17 protein-coding genes are annotated in these 16,559 nt (G+C 71.2%); 5 read left to right on the top strand and 12 right to left on the bottom strand.

Annotated features, from left to right (window positions below; translation table 11 throughout):
* Positions 1–148 precede the first annotated feature (148 nt).
* Complete coding sequence (locus ACZ7L1_RS26315; protein ID WP_471440479.1) at positions 149–427, top strand: hypothetical protein; 279 nt, start codon at positions 149–151, stop codon at positions 425–427.
* Positions 428–454: 27 nt separating this feature from the next.
* On the opposite strand, the gene ACZ7L1_RS26310 is transcribed toward ACZ7L1_RS26315, so the two are convergent.
* Positions 455–967 carry a GNAT family N-acetyltransferase gene (locus ACZ7L1_RS26310; RefSeq protein WP_471440478.1) on the bottom strand — a complete coding sequence of 171 codons (513 nt, stop codon included), beginning with the start codon at positions 965–967 and terminating at the stop codon, positions 455–457.
* Positions 968–1,073: 106 nt separating this feature from the next.
* Here ACZ7L1_RS26310 and ACZ7L1_RS26305 point away from each other — a divergent pair, with 106 nt between their 5' ends.
* Positions 1,074–1,712, top strand: a complete 639-nt coding sequence (locus ACZ7L1_RS26305) for a PAS domain S-box protein (protein ID WP_471440477.1) — start codon at positions 1,074–1,076, stop codon at positions 1,710–1,712.
* Here the strand turns inward: ACZ7L1_RS26305 and ACZ7L1_RS26300 are convergent.
* Complete coding sequence (locus ACZ7L1_RS26300) at positions 1,655–2,629, bottom strand: DUF3626 domain-containing protein (RefSeq protein ID WP_471440476.1); 975 nt, start codon at positions 2,627–2,629, stop codon at positions 1,655–1,657. The genes ACZ7L1_RS26305 and ACZ7L1_RS26300 overlap by 58 nt on opposite strands.
* Before the next feature lie 88 nt (positions 2,630–2,717).
* Here ACZ7L1_RS26300 and ACZ7L1_RS26295 point away from each other — a divergent pair, with 88 nt between their 5' ends.
* Positions 2,718–3,212 (top strand): FBP domain-containing protein, encoded by a 495-nt coding sequence (locus ACZ7L1_RS26295; RefSeq protein ID WP_471440475.1) that lies wholly within the window; start codon positions 2,718–2,720, stop codon positions 3,210–3,212.
* 86 nt (positions 3,213–3,298) lie between these two features.
* Positions 3,299–4,576, top strand: coding sequence for an FUSC family protein (locus ACZ7L1_RS26290; protein WP_471440474.1), 1,278 nt, complete (start codon positions 3,299–3,301; stop codon positions 4,574–4,576).
* 248 nt (positions 4,577–4,824) lie between these two features.
* Here the strand turns inward: ACZ7L1_RS26290 and ACZ7L1_RS26285 are convergent, their stop codons facing one another.
* Together ACZ7L1_RS26285 and ACZ7L1_RS26280 are read right to left on the bottom strand one after the other, a co-directional pair.
* Positions 4,825–5,547: a DUF2470 domain-containing protein gene (locus tag ACZ7L1_RS26285; protein WP_471440473.1), complete on the bottom strand. Its 723-nt coding sequence runs from the start codon at positions 5,545–5,547 to the stop codon at positions 4,825–4,827.
* A gap of 84 nt (positions 5,548–5,631) precedes the next feature.
* Positions 5,632–6,462: a pentapeptide repeat-containing protein gene (locus tag ACZ7L1_RS26280; RefSeq protein ID WP_471440472.1), complete on the bottom strand. Its 831-nt coding sequence runs from the start codon at positions 6,460–6,462 to the stop codon at positions 5,632–5,634.
* Between the two features lie 235 nt (positions 6,463–6,697).
* Between ACZ7L1_RS26280 and ACZ7L1_RS26275 the strand changes: the two genes are divergently transcribed.
* Positions 6,698–6,901 carry a DUF5999 family protein gene (locus ACZ7L1_RS26275; RefSeq protein WP_471440471.1) on the top strand — a complete coding sequence of 68 codons (204 nt, stop codon included), beginning with the start codon at positions 6,698–6,700 and terminating at the stop codon, positions 6,899–6,901.
* A gap of 379 nt (positions 6,902–7,280) precedes the next feature.
* Here ACZ7L1_RS26275 and ACZ7L1_RS26270 read toward each other — a convergent pair whose 3' ends face one another.
* From ACZ7L1_RS26270 to ACZ7L1_RS26235, 8 genes are all read right to left on the bottom strand, one after another.
* On the bottom strand, positions 7,281–8,582 hold the full coding sequence (locus tag ACZ7L1_RS26270; RefSeq protein WP_471440470.1) for an alpha/beta fold hydrolase: 1,302 nt from the start codon (positions 8,580–8,582) through the stop codon (positions 7,281–7,283).
* A gap of 134 nt (positions 8,583–8,716) precedes the next feature.
* Complete coding sequence (locus ACZ7L1_RS26265; protein ID WP_471440469.1) at positions 8,717–9,751, bottom strand: LacI family DNA-binding transcriptional regulator; 1,035 nt, start codon at positions 9,749–9,751, stop codon at positions 8,717–8,719.
* Positions 9,752–9,830: 79 nt separating this feature from the next.
* Positions 9,831–11,243, bottom strand: a complete 1,413-nt coding sequence (locus ACZ7L1_RS26260; protein ID WP_471440468.1) for a BNR repeat-containing protein — start codon at positions 11,241–11,243, stop codon at positions 9,831–9,833.
* A gap of 17 nt (positions 11,244–11,260) precedes the next feature.
* Positions 11,261–11,581: an L-rhamnose mutarotase gene (locus ACZ7L1_RS26255; protein ID WP_471440467.1), complete on the bottom strand. Its 321-nt coding sequence runs from the start codon at positions 11,579–11,581 to the stop codon at positions 11,261–11,263.
* Positions 11,582–11,599: 18 nt separating this feature from the next.
* The gene (gene rhaS, locus ACZ7L1_RS26250) at positions 11,600–12,682 is read right to left on the bottom strand and encodes a rhamnose ABC transporter substrate-binding protein (RefSeq protein ID WP_471440466.1); all 1,083 of its coding nucleotides are present in this window, start codon (positions 12,680–12,682) and stop codon (positions 11,600–11,602) included.
* 32 nt (positions 12,683–12,714) lie between these two features.
* Positions 12,715–13,704 carry an ABC transporter permease gene (locus ACZ7L1_RS26245; protein WP_471440465.1) on the bottom strand — a complete coding sequence of 330 codons (990 nt, stop codon included), beginning with the start codon at positions 13,702–13,704 and terminating at the stop codon, positions 12,715–12,717.
* Positions 13,697–14,767, bottom strand: a complete 1,071-nt coding sequence (locus ACZ7L1_RS26240) for an ABC transporter permease (protein ID WP_471440464.1) — start codon at positions 14,765–14,767, stop codon at positions 13,697–13,699. Before ACZ7L1_RS26240 ends, ACZ7L1_RS26245 begins: the two co-directional genes overlap by 8 nt.
* A gap of 91 nt (positions 14,768–14,858) precedes the next feature.
* On the bottom strand, positions 14,859–16,373 hold the full coding sequence (locus tag ACZ7L1_RS26235) for a sugar ABC transporter ATP-binding protein (protein WP_471440463.1): 1,515 nt from the start codon (positions 16,371–16,373) through the stop codon (positions 14,859–14,861).
* Between the last annotated feature and the right edge of the window lie 186 nt (positions 16,374–16,559).

The following is a 16,559-nucleotide window of genomic DNA, read 5'->3' as shown; positions in this document are numbered from 1 at the left end:
TGGAAAGAGCCGGCCGGGCCTTGCCAAGCCGGCCGTGGTGCGCAAGACGGCGTTGCCGGACACCGCCTAGGGCCGACCGGTCGATCTCGGACCTCTCATGCGGGTCGCGGGTCCCGGCCCCTCGTGCGCGCGCCTAGGATCCGGGGCCGTGGCGAAGACGTTTGAGGAAATCGTGGAGATGCAGCGCGCGGCGAAGGAGGCCCAGGTGCGGACCGCCGGACTGCGCGAGAAGTACGGCCCGCCCACCGCCACGCCGTGGACCAAGCAGCAGACCGACACCTACGAGACCGCGTGGCGCGCCTGGCGCGACCTCGACCGGGACCTTCAGGCCGAGCTCACCGAGTACGCGAAGTCCCACGGCCGGACGCGCGCCGATGTCGAGGCGGAGGTGGTGGCACAGGCGGAGGAACCGCCTGAGAGCGCCTAGAACAGGCCACGGCGGCCCGGCCTGCTGTCATGTGCGAGCGAGGTCTGCCCGCCAGTCGTTGGATCCGGCCCACTGCCCCTTGGGGTACTCGAAGTCGACCTGTCCGAGCAGCTCGAAGCCGGCCTTGCGGCAGACCGCGTTGGAGGCTGGGTGGTCCACGCGCGGGAACGCGTGCAGATACCGGTGGGCCCCGGTGGCTCGCGCCGCCTCGACCACCGCGCGGGCCGCCCGGACGGCCAGGCCCCGTCCCTGGAACTCGGGCAGCACGCCCCACCCGGTCTCCCACACCGTCGCGTCACGCCACGACCGCTCCCAGAAGCCGATCGACCCCGCCGTCTCGCCGCTGTCCGCCAGCGTGATCCGGTACATCCGGCCCGCTTCGAGAGCGAGATAGCGCCGGTGCCGCGCGGCGAGTCGCTCCTCGGTCTCGGGGCCGCCCAAGTGCTCCGTCATCTCCGGGCTGTTGGTCCTGCGCAGCAGCCAGAAGTCGTCCTCGGCCCAGGGCTCGAGCCGCACCTGTAGCGCGTCCGTGGTGTCCATGGCGCTCACCTTAGGGCCAGGGTCTGACAACGGCCCCGCACTACCCGGGGTCACGCCTGTGACCTGGGCGTCTATCGTTGATCGCGGAACGTGGTGAGGGGGCGTGATGGACTCGGAACCTCAGGCCTCGGTCGTGTGGCGGAACCGGGCGCTGACGCTCTTCGACCGGATCCCGATGCCGGTCGCGGTGTGCGACGTGCACGGGGCGATCGTGCTGGCCAATCCGGCGATGGCCACCGAGTGGGGTGCGACACCGGGAGGTCTGCGCGGGCGGAACGTGCTGGACCGGTTCCGGCCGCGGGAGCCGACCCAGATCGAGCGCATCGCGCAGGCCCTGCGGTTACGGCACCGTTCGCGCTACCCGGTGTCGGTGTGCTGGGACGCCGCCGACGGGGTGCGGCGCCACGGTGAACTGACCGCCGACCCGGTCAGCGACTCGGTCGAGGCGATGCCCGCGCTGCTGGTCCTGGTACGCGTGCTGGGCGAGTGCCCGGAGCCGGACCGGGCGGCCGCCGCCCCGCCCGCCAGCCCCGTCGAGGCCCGCATCCTGGCGCTGCTGGCGGGGGGCGCAACCACGGCCCGGGCGGCGCGCGAGACCGGGCTCACGGTGGACGGCGTCACCTACCATCTGCGGCGCCTGTCGCAGCGGTGGGGCGCGGCGAACCGTACGGAGCTGGTGGCGCGCGCCTATGCGCTGGGCGTGCTCATGCCCGGCGTGTGGCCGCCGGAGGCGGCCGGCTGCTGAGCCGCGGGTCGCGCCGCACCGCCGTCCGTACCGGCCGTCCGGGCCGTCCCCGCCCCCTCCGGCGCGCCGAAGCGCGCCAGGCAGTGCCACACCATCTTCAGGTCCTGCGGCTCGTACCGGCCCCTGCGCACCGCATCACCGATGATCCTCGGATCGAGGTACCCGCTCTCGGCGATCCGCTCCCCCAACTCGACGTACCGAGGGCCGCGGTAGTCCGCGTGCCGGCGCAGCTCCGCCACGGAGAGCCGGTACCCGGGGTGCCACTCCACGGCGCACGGCAGCCGGCGGGCAGCGGCCTCGACGGAGGTGTTGCGGTAGCTCGCGTCCAGGACCAGCGCCTCCACGTCCCGCTCCAGCAGGACCGGGCCGTGCACATGGGCCTCGATGTAGTCGTTGAGGGCGTCCTGGCGGTCGGCCTCGGCCAGCTCGACGAGGTGCATGCCCGCGGCCACCCCGAAGTGGCACGGCTCGGCCGCACTGTCGGGGTAGCAGAACGTGGCCCGCTCCAGCGTGGCGGTCGTCAGCCGGAAGTGCGAGGAGCCGAAACGGGGCGCCGCCCCGACCACCTGGTGGCGGAAATTCAGCGCGCCGTACACCGGCCTCTGGTGGGCGGGTCCGGTGTCGTAGGCGCCGCCGAAGATCCGGCTCTCCCAGCGCTGACGGTCACCGCCGGGGTGCGCGGTGAGCCCCCCGTTGCTGGTGCCCGTGACGAACTGCGAGCGGTACGCGCCGTCCACGGCCAGTGCTCGAAGGATCGGCCGGCCGTCACGCGCGAGCCGGTCGGGATGGAAGTTGAGGGTCAGCCGCAGGTCCCGGGGTACCGGGGGACCCGAGGAGAGAGCCGCGACGTGCCGCAGCGCCCGTTCGGCCGCCGTACCGGCATCGGATACGGCTCGCTCGTCTCCCCTGAAATCCATTGGCCACCCCCCATGGAACCGACTACTTTAGGCGGAAACCTAGGACCTCTAGGCTTCCAGGCTTCTGTTACCCGAGCAAGGACTCCTCATGAGATCGCTCACCGAGCAGGACATCCGCAACTCCTTTATCAACTGCTCGAAGGGGGAGGCGAAACGCCTGGCGATACCCCGCGACCTCGACGAACGCCCCTGGGACGACCTGGACTTCCTGGGCTGGCGGGATCCGGGGGCACCGGATCGCAGCTATCTGGTCGTCGAACGCGCCGACCGGCTCGTCGGCGTCGCTCTGCGCTTCCCGTCCTCGCAGCGTGGCTTCCTGCACCGCAGCATGTGCTCGCTGTGCCTGACCACCCACCCGGGCAGCGGCGTGTCCCTGATGACGGCCCGGAAGGCGGGCACGGCGGGCCGGGAGGGCAACTCGGTCGGCGTGTACATGTGTACCGACCTCGCCTGTTCCCTGTACGTGCGCGGAAAGAAGGTGCCCGAGGCCGGGGGCCGCTTCCAGGAGAGCCTCACGGCGGAGGAGCAGATCGCCCGGATGATGGCCAACCTGTCCGCGTTCCTGGACAAACTGGGCACCTGACCGCGCACCGAGTCGCCCCCCGGGCGACGCCCGCCGTGCCTGTTGTGTACGTTCGATGCCTGGGTGCCAAGGGAAAGGCGTTGGGGATGCGGCATGTCCATGATGCCTGGGCGCAGGTCGCCGCCCGGATGGCCAGGTGGCGGCGGGAGCCCGAGGTCGTCCAGGCGGTGCGTTCGACCGCGGCGGCGACCGTCGCGTACGTCGTCGCCCTGCGCCTGAGCCCGGAGCCGGCTCCCCTGACCGCGCCCCTGACCGCGCTCCTCGTCGTGCAGGTGACGCTGTACGCGACACTCACCACCGGTGTGCGCCGGGTGAACTCCGTGGTGGCCGGAGTCGTCATCGCGATCGCCTTCAGCATCCTGGTGGGCCTGACCTGGTGGAGCCTCGCCCTGATCATCCTGGCCTCGCTGGCCGTGGGGCATCTCGTACGGGTCAGGGAGTTCGTGCAGGAGGTCGCGATCAGCGGCATGCTGGTCCTCGGGGTGACCCAGGTCGGCAGCACCGCCTGGGCCCGGGTCGTGGAGACGCTCATCGGCGCGGCGGTCGGCCTCGCCACCAATCTGTTCATCGCTCCCCCGGTGTGGGTCGGGGTCGCCGGCGAGTCCATCGACGGGCTCGCGCGCCGGATCCGCCAGCTCATGCTGCGCGTCGGGGAGGAGGCCGCGGGCCACACGCCGGCCGCGCAGGCGACCGCCCGGCTGCACGAGGCGCGCCGGCTGGACCATGACATCGTCCTGGTGGATGCCGCGCTGCGGCAGGCCGAGGACAGTCTGAAGCTCAACCCGCGGGTCCGCGAGGGCCTGCTGCACCGGATCGTGCTGCGCACCGGACTCGACACGCTGGAGATCGTCACGGTGGTGCTGCGGGTGATCTCCCGCACCCTCGCCGACCTGGCGAAGGAGCGGGAACCCGATCCGCTGTTCGAGTCGGAGATCGGGGCGACGCTGGACCGGCTGCTGTCGGAGATCGGCGACGCGGTGGTCAGCTTCGCGGTGCTCGTCACCACCGATGTCAGCCGCAGCGCCGAGTCCGCGGAGGCCCGGCTCGCCGAGGAGCTGGTCACGGCGGGCGCGACCCGGGACAAGCTCGCCCAGCTGCTGCTGGAGGAGGTGCAACGCGACAGCCGTCAGTGGCAGTTCCACGGCGCGGTGCTGACCGAGGTCAACCGCATCCTGGACGAGCTGGACATCGAGCACCGAACCCGGCGCCTGCTGGAGGAGCTGGACCGCGGCACCCGGGAGCAGCGCGAGCGCAACCCGCGTCTGGCCAGGCTGTGGGACCTCGTGCGCGAGCCCCGGTTCACCCGGATGCGTGATCGGCGCCGGCGCCGGAACCGCACGGGGCCGCCCCGGCGTTCCAGGTAGGACGGGCCACCGGACGCGAAGAGGGGCGGGGCGCATGGGCGCTGTGCGGATCGACGGGAACCAGCTGCGGCTACCGAGGGGTGTGCGGGTTCGCTTCATGCGGACGCTGCGGCTGCCGGAGAAGGGCAGCGTGCGGGGCCGGATCGCTGCGCCTGCCGAGTGCCCGCTCGGCGAGCGCACCCCGAGGCCGGTGTCTTCCCCGTCGACGGCGTGAGCGGGAACTGCGGCTTGCCGGCGACCCCTTCCCCTCACCGGTCGCGGTCTGTGCGCTGCCGCAGCGGTGCGCGCGGGCAGGTCCGGGCAGCCTGCGCGAGCAGGGCGTGCATGCGTTCGGCGAGCTGCGGGACCGTGCCCACGGGCTCGGGGAAGGGCAGGCGTACGTCGCCGTGGTCGCGGGCCCGCTCGATGCGCAGCGTCAGCCCGTGCCGGTCGACGGCGAGCGGCTGGACGCGTACGGCGCCGTGCAGGCTGCCCGGATCGACGAGCCGGGTCAGCCGCTGGACGGCGTCCGGGTGGGCGTCGGCGAGGTGGGTGAGCAGCCGGGCCTCGGCGGCGACGAGCGGGTCGGGCTCGGCACTCGCGTACTCGTCGAGGTCGACGACGACCACGCCGTTCGCCCGTCGCAGCGCGATCCGGGTCGGCCGCAGGGCGAGCTGGTCCCCCTCTGGCTCGACCTCGCCCGCGAGCCAGAGCCGGGCGCGGATCCGGGACCGCACGGGGACGGGCGCGACATCCGCGAACTCCAGCACCACCGAGGGCTCTCCCCGGGGGGCGCACAGGGCGGCCGTGAGCAGTGCGCTTCCCTCGGGCGGGCGGAGCAGCACCCGGCCGTCGGCAACGACGGAGTGTGCGCCGGTGAACTCCTCCCGTCCGTCCCGCGCGGTCACGGCGCAGGACCATGCGGCGGCGAGCACCGAGCGGGCACGCTCCGCCGCGACCGGCGCGGCCGTCCAGGCGTGACGGTGACCCATCCCCAACCTCCTTAGGTAAGCCTTGCCTAACCTATCGGAGATCAGGGTGTGCGCCAACCAGGCCCCGGGGTCCCCACGGAACCGTCAACGGTGCGCCGTCCAGTGGGCGGGGCGTGTGACGGACGCCGGGAGCCTGGTGCCCGCGCTCCCCCGCGCCGCGTTGATCTGCGGCTGGGTCAGAAAGAAGGCGCCGGTCAGATCGGCGTCCGTGAGGTCCGCGTCCCGCAGATCGGCGCCGATCAGATCCGCGTGGCGCAGGTCGGCGCCCGTGAGGTCGGCGGCTATCAGACAGGCGCCCCGCAGACTGGCCCCGCGCAGGTCGGCTCCCTTCAGACGAGCGCCGATGAGATCCGCGCCCCGCCGGTCCTTCGCACGGCGGCCGGTCCCGGCGCGGACCAGCTCACTGGTGCGCAGCAGCAGCACGTTGACCTCCTGCCGGTGCGCGCCCACATCCAACTCGCCCAGTTCCTCGGGGGTCCGGCGGGTCAGCCGCTCGGTCTCCTCCAGCATGCGGCGCAGATCGGCGTGGACCGGGCGGGCCGCGGGAAGGGTGAGCGCCTCGGTCAGGTACCAGAGCAGCTCGTGGAGTTGCCGCACGACGGGGAACACGCCGAACATCTGCCGGGCGTGCTCCCGGTCGCCCGAGCGCCAGTCCCGCCCGCCGAAGGTGATCTGCGAGACCTTCTGCCCGGCACCGAAGCAGTCGTAGACCGTGCAGCCGGAGAAGCCGCGCGGCCGCAGCTCGGAGTGGACACCGCAGCGGAAGTCGCCCTGGAGGTTGCGGCACGGCGTTCCGGCGTCCTTGTCGACCGCGAAGTCGGCGGAGCGGGAGAAGGGCAGCGCGACACAGCACAGGGCGAAGCAGGAGCCGCAGTCGCCGCGCAGGTCGGAACGGTCGGTGGAGGGTGCGTGCATGACGTCACCCTAATCGGGGGTTCCCGTGCCGGGACGGCACCCGCCCGGCGGCCGGTGAGTGGCCCTGGGGACACGGCGCACGTACGGTCGCCTCATGGACAGCACGGCAACGGAGCATCGCGGAGCCGGAAAAGCTCACCGTTGAGTTTCCTGGCCCGTGGGGGTCCTCTCACTCGTACGAAAACAAACTCCGCTACCACAGAGGCAGACCTCGTACGACCCCTGGAGAGACGTCATGTGCACGCACCGGCCCGAATGCCCATCGGCCGACCGCCCCGACCACGACGCGGCGGTCATCGTCTCCGCCCACCCCGAACAGGGGTGGTACCGGCTGTGCAACGGCACCATCGTCTTCGACGACACCGGCGAACTGCTGCCGGACGGACGGTCGGTGGCACCGCTGCGCACGACCGGCAGAGTGGACGGTGCGAACGCCTGAGTGGCCGCGGCCAACAGCTGAACGGTCGACCAACGGCTGAACGGCTCCAAGGCCACGGCCGGTATCCCGCCGAACCGCTCCCCCGCGGCCTCGGTCCGGGCCGTGAGGAAGGACCGGGCGTAGGGCTCCGGGTCCTCGTCGGTCAACGCCTCTATGCAGGGTGTCGGAGGGGTGACCTCATGACCTCGGTCCACGTCACCCACTACGTCGTCGACGGCCCTGTTTCGTGGCCGATCACCGGGCTGGCGCCGAGGGCGCGCACAAGGGGTGACGCGGCCTCGCAGGCCGAGCCGCCGCAGGAGGGGGCGACGGCCGCCACGCGGGGGTGCGGATGCGGCGGGCATCCGTGACCGGTGCGGCCGGACGCCCCAGGGCGGCGTCAGACCTCGTCCCGCGCCAGCGCCAGCAGGCGGTCCAGGACGTGCGGGCCGCCCGCCCGGACACCGTCGTGTTCGAACTCGTCCGTCACCCAGGTGCGCAGGCCGCGGATCGCGCGGGCGGTGTCCAGCGCGTGGGCGGTGTCGACGTACATGTCGTCGTGGTAGATCGCCGCCGCCACCGGCACCTCGTTGGCGGCGAGGCGGGCGCGGTCGTACAGCGGTGTCCAGTCGGTGCGTTCGGCGAGCAGGTGGGCGGTCTCGCGCAGGGGGCGCAGCGCCGGGTCGGTGTCGAACATCCAGGGGTGCACGGACTCGCCCGTGAACAGCACCGGCCCGTCGCCCGTGAGCGTCTTCGCCGCGTCGAACTGCGGGAACTCGGCCCGCACCCGCTCCGCCGACCAGGCGGTGGGGCGCTCGTCCTGGCCGTAGATCGCCTCATGGACCAGTGCGTACAGGGGGTGGCCCGCGAACGACAGCAGGTGGTGCACCTCCTCCTGGAAGGCGTCGGAGAGCGCGAGGCCCTGCGGGGTGCGGACGAAGGCGTCCTCGAGGAGGAAGTGCAGGCGGTGGCTGCCCTCGCCGCCGCCGAGCAGGATGCCGAGTGACTGGAACGCCTCCACGGTGAGCCGGTAGCCGCCGTTCAGGACCGGCTCGTGCCGCAGCAGGTACTCGGCGATGCGGCGGGCGCGCTCGACGTCCTGCGGGTAGCGGGCGTAATGGGCGGCGACCTTGCGTTCGATGCGCGGGTAGGCGGCCCGGTAGACGTCGTCGGCGTGCGCGTCGAGGGCGGGCAGTCCGCCGGTGATCAGTGCGGCGCGCAGGCCTTGGGGGGCCGTCGACAGATAGGTGACGGTGCAGAAACCGCCGAAGCTCTGCCCGAGGACCGTCCAGGGAGCGCCGCCGGTGACCTGGGGGCGGATGGTCTCGCAGTCGCGGACGATGGAGTCGGCGCGGAAGTGGGTGAGGTAGTCGGCTTGTTCGCGGGGGCCGCCGCGCAACGGGAGGGTCTGCCGGTTGGCAGGCGTGGAGGCACCGGTGCCGCGCTGGTCGAGCAGCAGGACGCGGAACTCCTGAAGGGCGCGGCCGAGCCAGGCCTGCTTGCCGATGAAGCGGTGCGCGCCGAAGCCGGGTCCGCCCTGGAGGTAGAGCAGCCAGGGCAGGTCGTCGTCCGCCTTGTCGCTCGCCACCACCTCCCGCGCGTACAACTCGATCGTCTCGCCGTCGGAGTCGTCGTGGTCCAGGGGCACGGTGAAGCGGCGGTCGGCGAGGACGATGCCGGGCTGGCGGTAGCTGTGGTTCAAGGGGGCTCTCCGGGACGGACGGATTCCAGGCCGGGTCCCAGTCCAGCACATGCTCGCCGGGCGCGGGCGTCCGGGATCAAGAAATCCGTACCGACCGGTCGTTCAGCCGGTTTCCCGGGGGCGCCGGGTGCCGCTCAGCGCGCGGACAGACTGGAGTTGCGCACCACCAGTTCCGGCTGGAGCACGACCCGCCGGTGTTCGTGCGGGCGAGTCCCCCTCTCGGCCGCCTCGGCCTCGGTCTCCTCCAGGAGGAGTTCCGCGGCGAGGGCGCCCATGGTGACGGCAGGCTGCCGTACGGAGGTGAGCGGCACGGCGGCGGCCGCGGCGAACTCGATGTCGTCGTAGCCGACGATCGCGAGGTCGTCGGGGACACTGACGCCGGCCGCGAACATGGCCTGCAGGACGCCGAGGGCGAGTAGGTCGTTGGCGCAGAACACGGCAGTCGGGCGGTCGGCGAGCCCGAGGAGCCGGGCACCGGCGTCCCGGCCCGCGGCGACGTCGAGGCGCTCGGTCGGCAGTTCCCGCAGCGCCTCGGGGCCGAGCCCGGCCTCGGCCAGCGCGTTGAGGGCGCCGGTGCGGCGGTCCCTGACCTGGTTGAGGCCGGGCGGCCCACTGACGTAGGCGATGAAGCGGTGCCCGGCGTCCACGAGGTGCCGCACGGCCAGGGCGCCGCCCGCCACGTCGTCGACCGACACCGAGCACTCGGTGGTGCCCTCGGCGACCCGGTCCACGAGCACGAACGGGATGCCGTGGCGACGGAACGTCTCGATGTTGCGTCCGGTCGCGTCGGCGGGGGTGAGCAGCACGCCGCGCACCCGTTGCTCGGCGAAGAGCGACAGGTACTCGGCCTCCTCGGCGGCGCTCTGCGCACTGTTGCAGACCATCACGCCGAGCCCGGCGTCCCGGGCGGCCCGCTCGGCGCCGCGGGCGACGTCCACGAAGAACGGGTTGCCCATGTCCAGGACGAGCAGGCCCATGATCCGGCTGCGCCCGGCCCGCAGCTGCCGCGCCGACTCGCTGCGGACGTAGCCGAGGCGGTCTATCACGGACAGCACGCGGGCGCGCGTCTCGGAGGCGACGGTCTCGGGACGGTTGATGACGTTCGAGACCGTGCCCACAGACACTCCGGCGGCGCGGGCGACGTCCTTGATACCCACCGACTGGGCCATCAGGCGGGAACCTCCAGGGAGACGAGGGGCGGCGGGGCGGGCTTCACACTATCGTCACCGCCCCGCGCGGCGGATCCGGTCACGAGGGCAGGGAGAAGTCGACGACGTGGAGCGGCGAGGGCGTCGTGCCGCTGGACTTCTCCTGGTACATGAAGGACAGGGTGTTGTCCGCCTTCACCCGCATCTCGTCGATCACTACCTCGCCGAAGGCGTTCAGGCCGCTGCCGTCGTACAGCAGCGTCCAGTCCGAGTGGCCGGAGGACTTCGACGCGCCGGCGATGCGCCCGTAGGGGAAGACCGCGTAGGCGTTGTCGTACGTGTCGAGGACCAGTTTGGTGCGTTGGCTGGAGTTCAGGGGGGCCGGGATCTCGGTCTTCTGCCAGGTGCCGGATGCGTTCTTGCGGACGTGGAAGGCGCGCCCGCCCGCGGTGCGCTCGGCGACGTAGTCGGTCGTGCACTGGCCGAAGCGGCCGGGGACGTAGCTGATGATCGCGTGCGGCAGGCCGGCCGAGTCGGTGAACTGGCTCTCCTGGTTCATCAGGGAGTGGTCGGGGTTGAGGGGGTCCACGACGAGCCCCGCGTCCGTTACGGCGACCGTGTCGGAGGTTCCGGTGGTGGCGACGAGGGCGCCGGCGTCGTTGCGCCAGGTGCGGCCGCGGTCGGTGGAGTAGACGTAGCCGGTGTCGTGGTTGGTGATGCCCCCGCTGGAGCACATCACGGCGGCGTTCTGCTCGCGCCAGGTGAAGAAGGAGTGCAGGCGGCCGCCCGCGTCGTAGTCGATGCCGTGCAGGTACATGTTGCGGGCGGTGCTGGAGCCGTGGGAGCTGGTGTAGGTGCCGGTCGAGCCGGTCCACTCCCCGAGCGCCTTCCAGGACGAACCGTCGTACTCCGCGAGGGCGTTGCGGCCGTTGCCGGAGATCCCGACCCGGTGGCTGAGCTGCAGCTTGCCCTCGGGGGTGGAGATGAACTGCGGGTAGGTGAACTGCGAGGTGAGCGCGAGTCCGTCGAGGGAGGTCTGGATCGCGCCGAAGACGGACGAGGTCCAGGCGGTGGTGGCGGGGGTGTCCATCAGCCCGGCGACGGACTTCACGTAGAAGTAGCCGTCGCTGTGCGAGTCCATGTTGACGTGCAGGCGGCCGTCGATCCTGGAGACGCCCAGGGAGATGACGTTGTGCGAGTCGTCGCTCTTGAGCTGGTGGGAGAGGGTGACCGTGGACCAGGTGCTCGACCCGAGCCTGCGGCGGGCGACCACGGCGTTGCGGGTGGAGGTGTACCAGGCGGCGTACTGGTAGCCCTGGTAGGTGAGCAGGCCGTTCTTCTGGAAGGAGTTGTTGTTGACCAGGCCGTCGTACGACACGAAGTAGATCGCCTGGCTGTCGAGCGTGGTGGTGCCGGTCCTGGTGACCGAGGGGCCGGGGGTCGCCGCCTGTGCCCTCCCCGGAGCCACCACGGCGCTCAGCAGGGCGGTCGCCGGCACGGTGCGTCGTCTCATGGGTAGGTCTCCCGGGTTCAGGCGAGGTGGAACACTTCGGTGAGGGGCTTCATGGCCTCGTCGGGCCGGGCGCCGTCCAGCGACTCGAAGAACGGCGCCATCTCGGCCTGCCACCGGGCGTTGACCTCGGTCGCCTCCATGCCGGCCAGGGCGGCTTCGAAGTCCTCGGTCTCCAGGTAGCCGACGAGAAGGCCGTCGTCCCGCAGGAAGAGGGAGTAGTTGTGCCAGCCGGTGGCCGAGAGCGCCTGAAGCATCTGCGGCCACACGACGGCGTGGCGTTCGCGGTACTCGGCGATCCGGTCCTCACGGACCTTGAGCAGGAAACAGACGCGCTGCATGAAGTACCGCTCCCGCTGTCAGAAGTTGAACTGGTCGATGTTCTTGCTGTCGAACACGGTCGGCTTGCCGAGGTTGATCACGCCGTCCTTGCCGATGGTGTACGTGGTGTCGCCGGCCTTGAAGGTCTCGCCCTCCTTGCCGGTGATCTGCCCGGACGCCAGGGCGATCGCGATGCGGGCGGCCAGGTCGCCGAGCTCGGCCGGGTCCCACAGCTCGAACGCCTCGACGGTGCCGTTCTTGACGTACTGGCGCATGTCGTTCGGGGTGCCGAGGCCGGTCAGCTTGACCTTGCCCTTGTACTTGGAGCCGGACAGGTACTGGGCGGCAGCCTTGATGCCGACGGTGGTCGGGGAGATGATCCCCTTCAGGTTCGGGTACTGCTGGAGCAGGCCCTGGGTCTGTTGGAAGGACTGCTGGGCGTCGTCGTTGCCGTAGGCGATCTTGACGAGCTTGACGTCCTTGTACTTGGGGTCCTTCAGCTCGTCCTTCATGTAGCCGATCCAGGTGTTCTGGTTCGTCGCGGTCTGTGCGGCGGACAGGATCGCGATCTCGCCCTTGTAGCCGATCTGCTGGGCGAGCAGCTGCACCTCGGTGCGGCCCAGGTCCTCGGCGGAGGCCTGCGAGACGAAGGCGTTGCGGCAGTCGGGCTTGGTGTCGGAGTCGTAGGTGACGACCTTGATGCCGTTGCTCATGGCCTGCTTGAGCGCGGTGCACAGGGCGCCCGGGTCCTGCGCGGACACGGCCATCGCGTTGACCTGCTGCTGGGTGAGCGTGTTGACGTAGGACACCTGGCCGCTGGTGTCGGTGGCGCTGGACGGGCCGACCTCCTTGTACTTCGAGCCCAGTTCCTCCAGGGCCTTCTTGCCTCCGTTGTCTGCGGAGGTGAAGTACGGGTTGTTGACCTGCTTGGGCAGGAAGCCGACGGTCAGGCCCTTCTTGGTGGCGGCGTTCGGGTTCGCCCTGGCACCCGAGTCGGCGGGGGCGGCGCTCTCGCTCGCGACGTCCTTCTTCGTGGTGCCGCCGCAGGCGGTCACGGCGAGCGCGAGGGAGGTGACGGCGGCGAGGGCGGCGCAGGTGCGGCGGATCGAGGACTTGCGCATGACGGAGGGTCCTTTACGAGGGTGGGTGGAGGTTACGAGGCCGGAGTCGAGGCGGCTCGGCGGCCCGCCCTCGCTACGGATATCTGGCGTGCGACCCGGGGGCCGAGCACGGAGACGACGAGCAGGACGCCGGTGACGACGATCTGCGACTGTGCGGAGACGTTGACGAGGCTCATCACGTTCTGCAGGGCGCCCAGCAGGAACACTCCCGCGATGGCGCCGCCGAGCGTGCCCTTGCCGCCGTCGAAGTCGATGCCGCCGAGCAGGACGGCCGCGACGACGGACAGTTCGAGTCCGGTGGCGTTGTCGTAGCGGGCGCTGGCGTAGTGCAGCGCCCAGAAGATGCCGGTGAGGGAGGCCATGAAGCCGGTCGCGGTGAGAAGGATCAACTTCGCACGCTTGACCCGGATGCCGGCGAACCGTGCCGCCTCCTCGCTGGCACCGACGGCGAACAGCGAGCGGCCGAACGGGGTGGCGTGCAGGACGACCACGGCGATCGCGAGCAGCACCACGAACGGCAGGAACGCCTGCGGGAGGAAGCTGTCGCCGATGCGTCCGGCCGCGAAGTTCAGGTACTGGGTGGGGAAGTCGGTCACCGCGTCAGAGCCGAGCACGATCTGTGCGATACCCCGGTAGGCGGCGAGGGTGCCGATGGTGACGGCCAGGGAGGGCAGCCCGAGGCGGGTCACCAGCAGGCCGTTGACCAGCCCGCACACCACGCCGAGGAGGAGGCAGAGCGGGATGATCGTCTCGATCGCCATGCCGTCGTTCCACAGCTTGCCCATCACCGCGCCCGACAGCCCGGCAGTGGAGGCGACGGACAAGTCGATCTCACCCGCGACCACGAGCAGGGTCATGGGCAGCGCGATGAGCGCGATCGGCAGGGTGTTGCCGATCAGGAACGACAGGTTGAGGGCGTTGCCGAAGCCGTCGACGAGGCCGAACGACAGCAGCAGGAGGACGACGAGGAGGGCGCCGACGACCGTGTCCCAGCGGATCGCGCGCGTCAAGGAGTCAGGCATGGCGGGCGTTCCCCTTCTTCAGGGCCGTCTTCTTCGCGGTCGTCTTCTTCAGGGCGGAGGCCACCCGCAGCGCGACGATCCGGTCGACCGCGATGGCGAGCAGGAGCAGGACGCCGTTGATGGCGAGCACCCAGACGGAGCTGACTCCGAGGGCGGGCAGCACGCTGTTGATGGAGGTCAGCAGCAGGGCGCCGAGAGCCGCGCCGTAGACGCTGCCGGAGCCGCCGGTGAAGACCACGCCGCCGACCACGACCGCGCTGACGACGGTGAGTTCGTAGCCGTTGCCGGTGCCGGAGTCGACGTTGCCGAACCGGGCCAGGTACAGCGCGCCCGCGAGCCCGGCCAGGCCGCCGCAGAAGGTGTACGCGGCCAGGATCCGCCTGCGCACCGGGATGCCGGCGAGGCGGGCGGCCTCCGGGTTGGAGCCGAGGGCGTACAGCTCGCGACCGCTGCCGTAGTGCCTGAGGTAGCACGCGGTCGCGACCAGGACGACCAGGGCGATGAGGGCCAGCCAGGGGACGGCGGAGATGCCGCCGGACCCGAAGTCGACGAACCCGCCGGGCAGGTCGGCCGCCGTGATCTGCCGCGAGCCGACCCAGATGGAGTCGATGCCGCGGATGATGTAGAGGGTGCCGAGGGTGACGACGAGGGCGGGCACCTGGCCGAGGCTGACGAGCAGCCCGTTGAGGAGACCGAAGCCGACGCCGAGCAGGATCGCCAGCACCACCCCCACGACGGGGTCGCCGCCGCCGTGCAGATACGTGCCGGCCGCGAAGGCGCTGATGCCGAGGGTGGAGCCGACCGACAGGTCGACGTTGCGGGTGATGACGACCGGGGACTGGCCGGTCGCGACCAGCACCAGGATGGTCGCGTTCAGCAGCAGGTCCTTGATGCCCTGCTCGGAGAGGAAGTCGCTGTTGCCGAGTTGGGCGACGGTGATCATCACCAGGAAGACGACCAGGATGGCGAGTTCCCGCATCTTGAACACGCGGTCGACCAGCCGGGTTCCGCTGGATTTCGGCATATCGGTCACGGGGGCCTGATCGGGGGCAGTCACCGTCATGCCGACCGCCTTTCGTTCGCCTCTCCGCCCCAGCGGCGCAGAGGTGCGGGCATCGTGGTCATCTGCGGCCCGGCGGCCGCGCGTGCGACGCTCACGCGGCCCTCCCGGTGGCTGCGGCCATCACGGTTTCCTCGGTGGCTTCGGAGCGCGGGATCTCGGCGGTGAGCCGGCCCTCGTGCATCACGAGCACGCGGTCGGCCATACCGAGGATCTCGGGCAGGTCGGAGGAGATCATCAGGACGGCCACGCCGTCTGCGGCCAGCTCGCTGAGCAACCGGTGCACCTCGGCCTTCGTGCCGACGTCGATGCCGCGGGTCGGCTCGTCGACGATCAGCACCTTCGGGCCGGTGGCGAGCCACTTGGCGAGGACCACCTTCTGCTGGTTGCCGCCGGACAGCGTGGAGACGGCGTCCGCGATCCGGGCGTACTTCACCTGGAGCTTGACGGCCCAGTCGAGGGATCGGCTGCGTTCGGCGCCGCGGTCCACGAGCCCGGCCTTCACGGTCGTGCGCAGGCCGGTCAGGCCGATGTTGCGTTCGATGGACATGTCCATCACCAGGCCCTGGGCGCGCCGGTCCTCGGGGACCAGGGCGAGCCCGGCGGCCATCGCGGTGGAGGGTGCGCCGTTGGTGAGTGTCCTGCCGTCGACCTCGACCTCGCCCGCGTCCCAGCGGTCGATGCCGAAGACGGCGCGTGCGACCTCGGTCCGGCCGGCGCCGACGAGCCCGGCGAGACCGACGATCTCACCGCGCCGCACGTCGAAGGACACGTCCGTGAAGACGCCTTCCCTGGTCAGCCGCCGTACGCTCAGTGCGACCTCCCCCGGCGCCACGTCCTGCTTGGGGTACAGCTCGTCGAGGTCGCGGCCGACCATGCGGCGCACGAGGTCGTCCTCGGTCATCCCCTCCAGCGGTTCGCTCGCGATCCAGGCGCCGTCGCGCAGGGTGGTCACCCGCTGGCAGATCTCGAAGATCTCCGCCAGCCGGTGGGAGATGAACAGCACCGCCGCGCCCTGCTCGCGCAGGGTGCGGACGACGCCGAAGAGCCGGGCCACCTCGCTGCCGGTGAGGGCCGCGGTCGGCTCGTCCATGATCAGGACGCGGGCGTCGAAGGAGAGCGCCTTGGCGATCTCCACGATCTGCTGGTCCGCGATGGACAGGCCGCGTGCCGGGCGCTCGGGGTCGAGGTCGACGCCCAGGCGTCGCATCAGGGCCGCGGTGGCCGCGTTCGTGGCCTTGTGGTCGATCCGGCCGAGGGCCTTGCGGGGCTGGCGGCCCATGAAGATGTTCTCGGCGATCGACAGGTCGGGGAAGAGGGTCGGTTCCTGGTAGATCACGGCGATACCGGCGTCCCGGGCGTCGGCCGGGCCGTGGAAGACGGTCGGCTCACCGTCGAGCAGCACCTGACCGGCGTCCGGTCGGTGCACACCGGCGAGCGTCTTGATGAGGGTCGACTTGCCCGCGCCGTTCTCACCGGCGAGGGCGTGCACCTCGCCGGGGAACAGTTCCAGGGACACGTCTCTCAGGGCGCGCACCGCGCCGAAGGACTTGGAGATGTCCCTGAGCGCCAGCACCGGGGCCGGACCCGTGTCGGACGGGTGGGTCATGGGGGCTCCTCGACGACGCCGGCAGGTTGTCCTCACGGCGTCGTGAAAGGTTTCAACTTGGTTGCCGGGACGTTAGGCGGGGCAGCCATGTCACGTCAATGGGGTCGCCTCGAAAAAATTTCGATAGCCAAGGGTCACAACGTGGTCACGGCAAGATCGACCCGCCGCAAGCCTTGACACCCCAGG

It is taken from the genome of Streptomyces sp. NPDC107546 (assembly GCF_055639175.1).
This window is presented reverse-complemented; position numbering and strand designations above follow the sequence as displayed.